Below are 12,885 nucleotides of genomic sequence, written 5' to 3'. Positions count from 1 at the left end.
GTGATCGCGCCCAGTACAGCGAGGCCGCCAACGAGGACGTACCAGCGGGTCAGGCGATCTTTGAGCGCGCGAATGCGGCGCTTGCGTTGCAACTCAGGCGTATTGAAATCAATTCGCTTGGGGGGATTAGTAGTCATGTTGGAATTGGCCAGATCATTCATTCGCACACCCTAGCGATCCTGTATGACAGAAAGATGACAGTGCAGTGACGCAACAAATCCGCCGCTAGCGGTAACCAGCAGCGAATAGAGAATTAGAGGTGCATGGGGGCGGCTCCTGCCGCCCCCATGTGAGTCCGAGGGGTTCACCCTGGACTCAATTTGTTACTTTTTTGCGACTTCAGCGCCGCCTTCCGCCAGACCCAGGTCAGCCAGAGCTTTGGCAGCTACTTTGGCCGGCAGTGGGATGTAACCGTCTTTCACTACGACTTCCTGACCCTGTTTAGACAGAACCAGTTTCACGAACTCGGCTTCCAGCGGGGCCAGTGGCTTGTTCGGGGCTTTGTTGACGTACACGTACAGGAAGCGGGACAGCGGGTACTTGCCGTTCAGGGCGTTTTCTTCAGTGTCTTCGATGAAGTCCTGGCTGCCTTTCTTGGCCAGGGCCACAGTCTTCACGCTAGCGGTCTTGTAGCCGATGCCCGAGTAACCGATGCCGTTCAGCGAGGAGCTGATCGACTGCACGACCGAAGCCGAACCTGGCTGCTCGTTCACGTTAGGCTTGTAGTCGCCTTTGCACAGGGCTTCTTCCTTGAAGTAGCCGTAGGTGCCGGATACCGAGTTACGACCGAACAGTTGAACCGGCTTGTTGGCCAGGTCGCCGGTCACGCCCAGGTCGCCCCAGGTTTTCACGTCGGCTTTAGCGCCGCACAGACGAGTGGACGAGAAGATCGCGTCGACCTGTTCCATGGTCAGGTGCTGGATCGGGTTGTCCTTGTGCACGAATACAGCCAGCGCGTCCACGGCAACCGGGATAGCGGTTGGCTTGTAGCCGTACTTCTGCTCGAAGGCAGCCAGTTCGGTGTCCTTCATCTTGCGGCTCATCGGGCCCAGGTTGGAGGTGCCTTCAGTCAGCGCAGGTGGCGCAGTGGCGGAGCCAGCGGCCTGAATCTGGATGTTTACGTTCGGGTATTCTTTCTTGTAGTTCTCAGCCCAGAGGGTCATGAGGTTGGCCAGGGTATCGGAACCAACGCTGGACAGGTTGCCCGACACACCAGTGGTCTTGGTGTAGCTCGGGATAGCAGGGTCAACAGCGGCAACCGCGTTGGCAGTCGCAACGCCAGCAGCGACAAAAGTCATTGCCGCCATCAAACGCTTCAGTTTCATGCCTTACTCCTAGCAGATAGGGTGTGTTATTCGGGGCCAAGTATCAGCAGGCCGTGTGAACACTCTATGGCTGAAATATGACAATTGGATGAAAGGCCAGCACTCCGCTTGGAAGGCTGGCCTTTCAGTTGTAACTGTAGATGTGAGGAGTGCTGTGATCGTTCGCTATCAGCGGCCCTTCTTCCAGAGATATGCACCTACCAGAATCCCCACCCCGCATAGCACCGCCACATAATAGGCAGGCCCCATCGCACTCTCCTTGAGCAACAGGCTGACGATCATCGGTGTCAGACCACCGAAAATCGCGTAGGCGACGTTGTACGAGAACGACAGGCCGCTGAAACGCACCACCGGCGGGAACGCCTTGACCATCACATAGGGCACCGCGCCGATGGTGCCGACCAGCAGACCGGTCAGGGCATACATCGGGAACAGCCAGTCGGGATGATCGGCCAGGCTGTGGTAGAAGGTCCAGGAACTGGCCAGCAGCGCGGTACAGCCGATCACGAAGACTCGTCCCGCACCGAAGCGATCGGCCAGTGCGCCGGCAATGATGCAACCAAAGCTCAGGAACACGATCGCCACGCTGTTCGCCTGCAGGGACGTGGTTGGCGAGAAGTGATAGACCGTCTGCAACACAGTCGGGGTCATCAGGATCAACACCACGATGGCGGCCGACAGCAGCCAGGTCAGCAACATCGAAATGGCAATGGCGCCTCGATGGTCACGCAGCACCGCCCGCAGCGGCACTTCTTCGGCCAGGGCCTTGCGCTGTTGCAACTCGGCGAACACCGGGGTTTCGTGCAACCAGCGACGCAGGTACACCGAGAACAGGCCGAACACGCCACCCAGCAGGAACGGAATCCGCCAGGCGTAATCCGCTACTTCCACCGGGGTGTAAAGGCTGTTGATCGCCGTGGCGACCAGCGAGCCGAGCAGGATGCCCGCCGTCAGGCCGCTGGTCAGGGTGCCGCAGGCGTAGCCGACATGCCGCTGCGGAACGTGCTCGGAAACGAAGACCCACGCCCCCGGCACTTCACCGCCAATGGCCGCGCCCTGGATCACCCGCATCAACAGCAACAGGATCGGCGCCCACATGCCGATCTGCGCATAAGTCGGCAGCAAACCCATGATCAAGGTGGGCACCGCCATCATGAAAATGCTCAGGGTGAACATTTTCTTGCGGCCCAGCAGGTCGCCGAAGTGCGCCATCACGATGCCGCCCAGCGGCCGCGCCAGATAGCCGGCGGCGAAGATGCCAAAGGTCTGCATCAGGCGTAGCCATTCAGGCATGTCCGCCGGGAAGAACAGCTTGCCCACCACCGTGGCGAAGAACACGAAGATGATGAAATCGTAGAACTCCAGCGCGCCGCCCAGGGCCGACAGCGATAGAGTCTTGTAGTCGTTGCGGGTCAGCGGACGTGCGGGTTGGTCTGGCTGCGCGATGCTCGAGGGCGCTGTGGTCATGGCAAGGGCTTCTCTTATAGTCGGATCTGCAACCTCAACAACGCTGGCTGAGGTTTGGGCAGGTCCGGCACGATAGCAAATTGTTCGAAAAAGCACATAGAGGTGCGTTTTTGACAGTCAAAATGAGAACCGGACGGTCGTCGCGGAGTCTACCGACCGATATACTCAAAGCCTGCTCCGGTTTTTGAGGGGTTGCTGTGCGAAAGCGCCTGTCAGGTTCATAGGCGATTTCGCAGAGTTTCCCTTTAGGCGCCTGATGGAAAACGTGACGAACGTAGTATGTTCGGTGCTGAATCGTTTTTCCCGAAGACGGCTACCACCAGCAATACCAACGAAGAGTCACGGGTCAGAGGCCCCCCGGCATGATAGAACTCGAACAAGAAGATCCGATCCCGCAAGGCGACCTGGCCCTGCAAATCACCGCGCTTCCTCGCGAAACCAACGGCTTTGGCGATATTTTCGGCGGCTGGCTGGTGGCGCAGATGGATTTGGCAGGCACCGCGATGGCCAGCAAGGTCGCTGGCGGGCGCGTTGCCACCGTTGCAATCGACCGCATGGCGTTTCTGGTACCGGTGGCGGTGGGCGCTCAGCTCTCCTTTTATACCCAGGCCCTGGAAATCGGCCGCAGCTCGATCAAGATGATGGTCGAAGTCTGGAGCGACGATCCACTGTCCAGCGAGTGGCGTAAAGTAACCGAAGCGGTGTTTGTGTTCGTGGCCATCGATGGCAGCGGTCGCACCCGCTCGGTTCCGCCCCGGGCTCGCTGAAAGAGCTTTTAAACCTGGTAGCCGTTTTGCGGTCGATAGTCGTCCACGTTACTGATCGAGAGCTGTCCCATGAGCACGCCCAATGTTGAAGCCGTAAAACTGGATGAACTGAACTGCTGGCGCATCCGCCACGGTCAGGCCGAATTACTGGTGGCCCAGCAAGGCGCGCACATCCTCAGCTATCAATTGGCCGGCCAGCCGCCGCTGATCTGGCTCAACGACGAGGCCGTGTTCAAGACCGGCAAGAGCATCCGCGCCGGCGTGCCGGTGTGCTGGCCATGGTTCGGCAACTTTGCGCGCAACCCGCAAAGCGTTCAGGCGATGCGCACCAGCAATGAAGCGCCGTCGGCTCACGGCTTCGTGCGAGCGATGGATTGGGAACTGGGCGGCATCGAAGCCGAGGGCGAAAGCCTGAGGGTCGAATTCCTCCTGCCCTACCCTGAAGGCGGCTTTCCCGGCTGGCCGCACCAGGTGGATTTGACGCTGAGCATTCGCCTCGACGAGCAATTGCACATCCACCTGACCAGCCACAACCGGGGCGCTGAAACCGTCAGCATCAGCCAGGCGCTGCACAGTTACTTTGCCGTCAGCGATGTGCGCGAAGTGCATGTCGAAGGCGTGGATGGCTTGAGCTACATCGAAACCCTGGAAGACTGGAAAACCAAGCAACAGTCCGGCGATCTGCGATTTAGCGGCGAAACTGACCGCATCTATCTTAATGTCCCGCCACTGCTGAGCATCGTCGACCCGGCCTGGGAGCGACGCATCGAACTGACCAGCATGGGCTCGCGCACCGCGGTGATCTGGAACCCGTGGATCGACCGCGCCGCCGCGTTCAGCGACATGGCCGACGATGGCTGGCAGCGCATGCTGTGCATCGAGACGGCGAATGTGATGGGTGATGTGGTGAACCTGAAACCAGGTGCTAGCCATACGCTGGGCGTGAGTATCGGCAGCAACTCTCTCTAAGCAACACCACAAAACCAATGTGGGAGCGAGCTTGCTCGCGATAAGGCCATAACATTCAACATTTAAGTTGCCTGTTACACCGCCATCGCGAGCAAGCTCGCTCCCACAGTTTTTTGTGCCAAGCCATCTGGCGGGGCGTTACAAATCCGACTCTTTCACCACCCGTACCTTCTGCGCATCCAGCGCATATGCCGCATCGGCCAGGTCATTGCTGACCTTCTCGACTTTCAGCGTGCCGGTGACCCACAGCGGCGTGTAGATATCATTCAGCTTCAGGCCCTTTGGATAGCGCACCAGCACCAATTGATTGGGAGGCGGAGGCGGTACGTGGATGCAGGCGCCCGGGTATGGCACGAGGAAAAACAACGTGCTGTTGCCCTTGGCGTCGGACTCAAGCGGCACGGGGTAACCGCCAATGCGGATGTTCTTGTCGTTCATCGACGCAACGGTCTTGGTCGAGTACATCACCGCAGGCAAGCCTTTGGCCTGCTTCATTCCACCCTTGTCGGTGAAAGTGCCATTGGCTTCAGGGGAGTTGTGGTCGATTTCAGGCATGGCCTCGAGGGCCTTCTGGTCCGACTTGGGCATCAATTCGAGCCAGTCGGTTTCCGGCAGTTCGCCGGCATGGGCAAGGCCCGAACCCAGTAAAACAAGAGTCAACAAAAGACGGCGCATGAAGGTGCTCGGCAAAGGGAAGAACAGGAAACGCCGAGCATTCTAGCCCTCCCGGCCGGTTTGGCGGAGAGGGCTTTGTCGCCTGGATCAGTTCTTTTTGATCAACCCGTAGATCACCAGCAACACAACGGCGCCCACCAGCGCACCGATGAAACCTGCACCTTGACCAGCCTGATAGATGCCCAGGGCTTGGCCGCCGTAAGTGGCCGCCAGCGAACCGCCGATACCGAGCAGGATCGTCATGATCCAGCCCATGCTGTCATCGCCAGGTTTCAGGAACCGAGCCAGCAGGCCGACAATCAAGCCGATAAAGATGGTTCCGATAATTCCCATGGCATTCTCCTCTCAATGAAGTAGCTATTGGAAAGCCTAGTCAGACTTTCGCAACCTGCCATGAGAGAACGGCGCACCCCGAAGGTTCCACCGTTGCACATAAAAAACTATTCGGCGATCAGTGCTTGCACCTTGAGAACCTGGGCCGCCAGCGTCTCGCGGTCTGCACAACGAAGGTTGGCATGACCGACCTTGCGGCCGACCTTGAACGCCTTGCCATAGTGATGCAGATGGCAATCGGCGATGGTCAGGACCTTCTCGGACTCTGGCACTTTGCCAATGAAGTTGAGCATCGCGCTCTCGCCAACCTTGGCAGTCGAACCCAACGGCAGGCCGGCAACGGCCCGCAGGTGGTTTTCGAACTGGCTGCACTCGGCGCCTTCGGTAGTCCAGTGCCCTGAGTTGTGTACCCGCGGGGCGATTTCGTTGGCCTTGAGGCCACCGTCGACTTCAAAGAACTCGAACGCCATCACACCGACGTAATCCAGTTGCTTGAGCACACGGCTGGAGTAGTCTTCGGCCAGGGCTTGCAGCGGGTGATCGGTGCTGGCCACGGACAACTTGAGAATGCCGCTTTCGTGGGTGTTGTGTACCAGCGGATAGAAGCGGGTTTCACCGTCGCGGGCACGCACGGCGATCAGCGAGACTTCACCGGTGAACGGCACGAAGCCTTCCAGCAGGCAGGCCACGCTGCCCAGTTCGGCAAAGGTGCCAACCACATCTTCTGGCGTGCGCAGGACTTTCTGACCCTTGCCGTCGTAACCCAGGGTACGGGTCTTCAGCACCGCTGGCAGACCGATGGAAGCCACGGCGGCGTCCAGATCAGCCTGGGACTGAATGTCGGCGAACGCCGGGGTAGGAATCCCCAGGTCCTTGAACATGCTCTTCTCGAACCAGCGATCGCGGGCGATACGCAGTGCTTCGGCACTCGGGTAGACCGGGACGAATTGTGACAGGAACGCCACGGTCTCGGCCGGAACACTTTCGAACTCGAAGGTCACCAGATCGACTTCATCGGCCAGCTGACGCAGGTGATCCTGATCGCCGTAATCGGCTCGCAGGTGTTCGCCCAACGCGGCTGCGCAAGCATCCGGCGCCGGGTCCAGGAAAGCGAAGTTCATGCCCAGCGGAGTGCCCGCCAGCGCCAACATGCGACCCAACTGGCCGCCACCGATTACACCGATCTTCATCGTCAACAACCTCAGGCGATGCGTGGGTCTGGATTGTCCAGGACGCTGTCTGTCTGCTCAGCACGGAAGGTTTTCAGCACCGCGTGGAACTGCGGGTGCTTGGCGCCAAGGATACTCGCCGACAGCAGTGCTGCGTTGATTGCGCCCGCCTTGCCGATGGCCAGGGTGGCGACCGGAATGCCCGCTGGCATCTGCACAATAGAGAGCAGCGAATCAACGCCCGACAGCATAGCGGACTGAACCGGTACGCCAAGCACCGGCAGGTGAGTCTTGGCTGCACACATGCCAGGCAAGTGGGCCGCGCCACCGGCACCGGCGATGATCACCTCGATGCCACGCGCCTCGGCTTCTTCAGCGTACTGGAACAGCAGGTCCGGGGTACGGTGGGCAGAAACCACTTTCACCTCGTAAGGGATGCCGAGCTTTTCCAGCATATCGGCGGTGTGGCTAAGGGTGGACCAATCGGACTTGGAGCCCATGATCACGCCAACCAGTGCACTCATCGTCGTGCCTCTTCTCTCTGGGCGCCCGCAGGCGCGTCAAAAAACAACAAGCCACGCAGGATGCGTGGCTTGATTGTACGAATTATGGCCGGTCGTAACCGGCCGAAGGCCGCGCAGTATACCTCAAAGAAGCGGATAAACAGCCCCTGTGGCGACCATCTGTCACGCGCTCGAAAAATAGGTATTTCTTGACCATCAAGTCAGTCATTTGACTGCCTGAATGTCGTGAATTTCTTAACTTAGTAGCTCAATACAATTCGCAATTCAATGTGCGGATCTGGTGATCATAAGTTCATTGAAGCTCTCAACAGAAACAATTAAACCCACTTAAAAATTGCGAACACCGCCAGACAACGCAAATATAAAACGGTAAAAAATCATAATTGAACAGGGAGTACAAATATGAAAAAGCCTATTACCATAATAGTTGTCCTTCACAAGGATCTTCAGGAATATCAAAAAAATGATTTATACACCGATTACTTTTCCTGGCTGAAAACAGAGCTTGAATCCATCTCGGAACGCAAGGTCAGATTTTTGATGTACGCTCATCATGAAGTTCCGGAGTTGTCAGGATACAACTACAGAAACGAAGATGGTTCAGCTGCGCTGCGAGGGTGGTGCAACCTGATACGGGACTGGTATACAAAGATATTAAAATATGAAGAACATGAACCGGACCTGACGAAAGTCCTCTTGTTGACCCGAAACAATATCAACACAAAGGCAGGGGGTCTCCTCGAATCGACAAGCGGATACGGCCAAGTCAAAGGTCATTGCGCAATTGCGGCGATCACCTCCAAACAAGTCCCAGCACATGAAATAGGCCACATGTTGGGCGCGACACATGAAGACAGTGAAGTCATCTATGACGGCTGGTGGCACGACACGATCATGCTCTCGGACGAATTCTCAGGCGTACGTGGAAACGCTTATCGATACAGTGAAAAAAACAGGGAAAACATTCGCAAACACCTTAGCACTTTTGCGTAAGTTCGTTTCGGTATCGCGCGACCTGAAATCCGCGCATGGCGTGTTTGTGCCATTAACACGCTTACGCTGAATGAACAGTTGCTGCAACTCATGGCCACAGAGCTGGCCATGAGTTCCTGGCTCTCAAACAGTAGCACCCGCTACGCCGCTCTCGAGCTTGCGCCACAACAACCGGACATTCGCTTTGCGCACCAGCGCACAGCGGTACAGACGAATCTCCAGCGGCACATGCCATTGCGGACCGCCACACACTACCAGTTCGCCACGCGTCAGCTCGGCACGCACGCTCAACTGCGGAACCCAGGCGATGCCCAGTCCCTCCAGAGCCATGCTTTTCAGGCTGTCGGCCATGGCGGTTTCGTAGATGGTGGTGAAGCGCAGCGCCCGCTGACGCAACAGCATGTTCACCGAACGGCCGAGAAACGCACCGGCGCTGTACGCCAGCAACGGCACGCTGCCTTCGCCTTCCAGGTCGAACAGTGGCTTACCGTCGGCGTCGGCGGCGCAGACCGGCAGCATCTCGGTGTGCCCAAGGTGCAGCGAGGGGAAGATTTCCGGGTCCATCTGCATGGCGGCGTCCGGGTCGTAGAACGCCAGCATCAGGTCGCAGCCGCCTTCACGCAATGCATGCACCGCGTCACCGACGTTGGTCGCCACCAGCCGCGTGGCGATATTCAGGCCTTCGTTGCGCAACTGCGCGATCCAGCGCGGAAAGAAACCGAGCGCCAGGGAGTGCGCGGCAGCGACCTGCATCACTTCGCCCTGTCCGCCTTCCAGGTGATGCAGATGGCGCAGCACTTCGCCCAGCTGTTCGACTACGGTGCGCGCGGTGACCAGAAACAATTGCCCTGCCGCCGTCAGCTCCACCGGCGTGCGCGAACGGTTGACCAGGGTCAGCCCCAACGCGGCTTCAAGGCTGCGGATTCGCCGACTGAACGCCGGCTGCGTCACAAAACGCCGCTCGGCGGCCTGGGAGAAACTGCGGGTGGCGGCCAGGGCACTGAAGTCCTCCAGCCATTTGCTTTCCAGATTCATCACGCCCTCCCGGACATGCACCAATTTAGGTCACACGCTCGCCGTCAGGACGGCGTCACACGGGTATTATGCCGAATATGCATAGCCTAGTGTTTAACAGCATTGGCCCAAAATTCTCCACAGGCCTAGCATTCACAACGTTCCGGCACAGACCGGGTCCATATTGAGATGATTTCTATCATGTCCTCCGCTGCATCATTCCGCACAGAAAATGACCTGCTTGGCGCCCTCGAAGTACCGGCTCAAGCGTATTACGGTATCCAGACCCTGCGAGCGGTGAATAATTTCCGCCTTTCGGGCGTTCCGATTTCGCACTACCCGAAACTGGTTGTCGGCCTGGCGATGGTTAAACAGGCCGCCGCTGACGCCAACCGTGAATTGGGTCACCTGAGCGAAGCCAAGCACGCTGCCATCAGCGAAGCCTGTGCACGTTTGATCCGCGGCGACTTCCACGAAGAATTCGTGGTGGACATGATCCAAGGCGGCGCTGGCACTTCGACCAACATGAATGCCAACGAAGTCATCGCCAACATCGCGCTGGAGGCCATGGGTCACCAGAAAGGCGAGTACCAGTACCTGCACCCGAACGATGACGTGAACATGGCGCAGTCGACCAACGACGCCTACCCGACGGCGATCCGTCTGGGCCTGTTGCTCGGTCACGACGCCCTGCTCGCCAGCCTCGACAGCCTGATTCAAGCGTTCGCGGCCAAGGGTGAAGAATTCAACCACGTCCTGAAGATGGGTCGTACCCAGCTGCAAGACGCCGTTCCGATGACCCTGGGTCAGGAGTTCCGTGCGTTTGCCACCACCCTGGGTGAAGACCTGGCACGCCTGAAGACCCTGGCTCCGGAAGTGCTGACCGAAGTGAACCTGGGTGGCACCGCGATCGGCACCGGCATCAACGCCGACCCGCGTTACCAGCACCTGGCCGTTCAGCGTCTGGCAGTGATCAGCGGTCAACCGCTGGTACCGGCCGCCGACCTGATCGAAGCCACCTCCGACATGGGCGCCTTCGTGCTGTTCTCCGGCATGCTCAAGCGTACCGCGGTCAAGCTGTCGAAGATCTGCAACGACCTGCGCCTGCTGTCCAGCGGCCCACGCACCGGCATCAACGAGATCAACCTGCCGGCGCGTCAACCAGGCAGTTCGATCATGCCAGGCAAGGTCAACCCGGTTATTCCGGAAGCGGTCAACCAGGTGGCGTTCCAGATCATCGGTAACGACCTGGCCCTGACCATCGCGGCCGAAGGCGGCCAGCTGCAACTGAACGTGATGGAGCCGCTGATCGCCTTCAAGATCTTCGACTCGATCCGCCTGCTGCAACGCGCCATGGACATGCTGCGCGAACACTGCATCGTCGGCATCACCGCCAACGAAGCACGCTGCCGTGAACTGGTCGAGCACTCGATCGGCCTGGTCACCGCGCTGAACCCGTACATCGGCTACAAGAATGCCACCCGCATCGCCGGCCTCGCCCTTGAAAGCGGCCGCGGCGTGCTGGAACTGGTGCGCGAAGAAGGTCTGCTCGACGAAGCCATGCTCGCCGACATCTTGCGCCCGGAAAACATGATTGCTCCGCGTCTGGTGCCTCTGAAGGCATAACCCGACGCGTTACTTGTAGCACCGCTCACCAGGTCGAGGGACTAGACACCTCTCACCTTTTGAGGGCTTGGGGATTTAGTCCCCAGGCCCTTTTTTTTAACTTCTTCGCGGGCAGGACGTTAAATGTTTTGTGTATTTGATACCGCCAAGATCGCAGCCTTCGGCAGCTCCTACATGTTTGACGTACACCTGTAGGAGCTGCCGAAGGCTGCGATCTTTTGATTCTGCAGCACCTCGTTTCGTCGCTTGCACCACTACTGTGCAGACGGGCGCGCCACTGATCGGTATAGTGCCGCCCCTCTTCGCATGAGCGGTCGTCGGTAGCGAGGCCACAACCCATGCGAAACCCGAACTAATAACAAACCCGCGATATGAAACCGGGACGAACGTCGAACCGCCCATTGTGCCGTGCGCCAAGGGGTGTAACTCGATGTGTCTGTCCGGCCAGCATTGTTGCCTACACAAAAAACAGCGAGGAATAATCCATGCTCGAAGTCATTAACGACTTCCTCTCAGGGAAAGTACTGATCGTGCTCATTGTCGGGCTCGGTAGCTACTTCACGATCCGCTCGCGTTTCGTTCAATTGCGTCACTTCTTCCACATGTTCGCGGTGTTCCGCGACAGCCTCAAAAGCAGCGCCGGGCAACTCAGTTCGTTCCAGGCCCTGATGCTCAGCCTCGCCGGCCGCGTCGGTGCGGGCAACATCGCCGGTGTCGGCATTGCCGTGACCCTCGGCGGCCCCGGTGCCGTGTTCTGGATGTGGGTGACCGCGCTGGTCGGTATGTCCAGCAGCTTCTTCGAATGCTCACTCGGCCAGCTCTACAAGCGCTGCGATTCCGAAGGCCAGTTCCGTGGTGGCCCGTCTTATTACATCCAGCACGGCCTGCAAAAACGCTGGCTGGGCATGCTGATGGCGTTCCTGCTGCTGGTAACGTTCGGCTTCGCCTTCAACGGCCTGCAAGCCCACGCCGTGACGCACTCGCTGAACAACGCCTTCGGCCTCGACACCACTTACACCGGCATCGGCCTGGCCGTGCTGTTGGGCCTGGTGTTCATCGGGGGGATCAAGCGCATCGCCAAGGTCGCCGACCTGTTGGTGCCGGTGAAAACCCTGGTGTACATCGGCGTGACCCTCTACGTGATCGTGCTGCAGTTCGACCATGTGCCGGGCATGCTGATGACTATCGTCAAGAGCGCCTTTGGTCTGGACCAGGCCTTCGGCGGACTGATCGGCAGCGCCATCGTCATGGGCGTGAAGCGGGGCGTGTTCGCCAACGAAGCCGGCCTGGGCAGTGCGCCGAACGTAGCGGCTGTCGCGGCGGTCGAGCACCCGGTGGCACAAGGTGTGGTCCAGGCGTTCAGCGTGTTCCTCGATACCTTCGTGATCTGCACCTGCACCGCGCTGCTAATCCTGCTCTCCGGCTTCTACACCCCGGGCTTCGAAGGCGACGGCATTGCCCTGACCCAGAACTCTCTGGCCGCCGTGGTCGGTGACTGGGGCCGGATGTTCATCTCCGTGGCCCTGGCTTTGTTCGTGTTCACCTCGATCCTCTACAACTACTACCTGGGCGAGAACAACCTGCGCTTTTTGATCGGTGAAAACCGCAAGGCGCTGATGGGCTATCGCGCGCTGGTACTGGTGCTGATTTTCTGGGGCGCCATCGAAAACCTCGGCACCGTATTTGCCTTCGCCGACATCACCATGACCATGCTCGCGTTCGTCAACCTGATCGCGCTGTTCCTGCTGTTCAAGGTCGGCATGCGCATCCTGCGTGACTACGATGACCAGCGCGCCGCTGGCATCACCACGCCGGTATTCGATTCGAGCAAATTCCCGGATCTGGATCTGGACCTGAAAGCCTGGCCGGCGAACCCGCCAGCACCCACCGCCAAAGCTGAAGCTGCTCCGGCAGGCGTGACCGCAGCGCAACGCTGATCGGTAGAAAACCGGGCGCATCCCCTGCGCCCGACGTGACACAGCTTGCAACCGGCGTCATGCTCGGAAACAAGCTGTCATCATTT

12 protein-coding genes are annotated in these 12,885 nt (G+C 58.9%); 5 read left to right on the top strand and 7 right to left on the bottom strand.

Annotation, left to right across the window (positions count from 1 at the left end; translation table 11 throughout):
- Positions 1-323: 323 nt before the first annotated feature.
- Together ASD95_RS00945 and ASD95_RS00940 are read right to left on the bottom strand one after the other, a co-directional pair.
- Entirely contained in the window at positions 324-1,325 is a 1,002-nt protein-coding gene (locus tag ASD95_RS00945; RefSeq protein WP_056726832.1) for a phosphate ABC transporter substrate-binding protein PstS, read from the bottom strand.
- Between the two features lie 168 nt (positions 1,326-1,493).
- Complete coding sequence (locus tag ASD95_RS00940; protein WP_056726831.1) at positions 1,494-2,792, bottom strand: MFS transporter; 1,299 nt, start codon at positions 2,790-2,792, stop codon at positions 1,494-1,496.
- A 362-nt stretch (positions 2,793-3,154) separates the two neighbouring features.
- Between ASD95_RS00940 and ASD95_RS00935 the strand changes: the two genes are divergently transcribed.
- Both ASD95_RS00935 and ASD95_RS00930 read left to right on the top strand, forming a co-directional pair.
- Positions 3,155-3,559 (top strand): acyl-CoA thioesterase, encoded by a 405-nt coding sequence (locus ASD95_RS00935; protein ID WP_007942704.1) that lies wholly within the window; start codon positions 3,155-3,157, stop codon positions 3,557-3,559.
- A gap of 69 nt (positions 3,560-3,628) precedes the next feature.
- A complete protein-coding gene (locus tag ASD95_RS00930) occupies positions 3,629-4,528 on the top strand; it encodes a D-hexose-6-phosphate mutarotase (protein WP_056726830.1) in 900 nt (299 codons plus the stop codon).
- Positions 4,529-4,666: 138 nt separating this feature from the next.
- Here the strand turns inward: ASD95_RS00930 and ASD95_RS00925 are convergent, their stop codons facing one another.
- The 4 genes from ASD95_RS00925 to purE all read right to left on the bottom strand — a co-directional run bounded on the left by ASD95_RS00925 (position 4,667) and on the right by purE (position 7,229).
- Positions 4,667-5,203 carry a DUF3299 domain-containing protein gene (locus ASD95_RS00925; RefSeq protein ID WP_056727029.1) on the bottom strand — a complete coding sequence of 179 codons (537 nt, stop codon included), beginning with the start codon at positions 5,201-5,203 and terminating at the stop codon, positions 4,667-4,669.
- Positions 5,204-5,290: 87 nt separating this feature from the next.
- Entirely contained in the window at positions 5,291-5,536 is a 246-nt protein-coding gene (locus tag ASD95_RS00920; RefSeq protein WP_008030708.1) for a GlsB/YeaQ/YmgE family stress response membrane protein, read from the bottom strand.
- Positions 5,537-5,643: 107 nt separating this feature from the next.
- Entirely contained in the window at positions 5,644-6,726 is a 1,083-nt protein-coding gene (locus ASD95_RS00915; protein WP_056726829.1) for a 5-(carboxyamino)imidazole ribonucleotide synthase, read from the bottom strand.
- An 11-nt stretch (positions 6,727-6,737) separates the two neighbouring features.
- Positions 6,738-7,229, bottom strand: coding sequence for a 5-(carboxyamino)imidazole ribonucleotide mutase (gene purE, locus ASD95_RS00910; protein ID WP_046038893.1), 492 nt, complete (start codon positions 7,227-7,229; stop codon positions 6,738-6,740).
- A 402-nt stretch (positions 7,230-7,631) separates the two neighbouring features.
- Here purE and ASD95_RS00905 point away from each other — a divergent pair, with 402 nt between their 5' ends.
- On the top strand, positions 7,632-8,222 hold the full coding sequence (locus ASD95_RS00905; protein WP_056726828.1) for a reprolysin-like metallopeptidase: 591 nt from the start codon (positions 7,632-7,634) through the stop codon (positions 8,220-8,222).
- A 123-nt stretch (positions 8,223-8,345) separates the two neighbouring features.
- On the opposite strand, the gene ASD95_RS00900 is transcribed toward ASD95_RS00905, so the two are convergent.
- Entirely contained in the window at positions 8,346-9,257 is a 912-nt protein-coding gene (locus ASD95_RS00900; protein WP_056726827.1) for a LysR substrate-binding domain-containing protein, read from the bottom strand.
- A 180-nt stretch (positions 9,258-9,437) separates the two neighbouring features.
- Here ASD95_RS00900 and ASD95_RS00895 point away from each other — a divergent pair, with 180 nt between their 5' ends.
- Together ASD95_RS00895 and ASD95_RS00890 are read left to right on the top strand one after the other, a co-directional pair.
- Entirely contained in the window at positions 9,438-10,862 is a 1,425-nt protein-coding gene (locus ASD95_RS00895; protein WP_046038891.1) for an aspartate ammonia-lyase, read from the top strand.
- A 485-nt stretch (positions 10,863-11,347) separates the two neighbouring features.
- A complete protein-coding gene (locus tag ASD95_RS00890) occupies positions 11,348-12,799 on the top strand; it encodes an alanine/glycine:cation symporter family protein (protein ID WP_056726826.1) in 1,452 nt (483 codons plus the stop codon).
- Positions 12,800-12,885: the final 86 nt, after the last annotated feature.

It is taken from the genome of Pseudomonas sp. Root71, assembly GCF_001429045.1.
Taxonomy (GTDB): domain Bacteria; phylum Pseudomonadota; class Gammaproteobacteria; order Pseudomonadales; family Pseudomonadaceae; genus Aquipseudomonas; species Aquipseudomonas monachiensis.
Note: the sequence above shows the minus strand (reverse complement) of the source record. Positions and strands in the feature narration are given on the sequence as shown.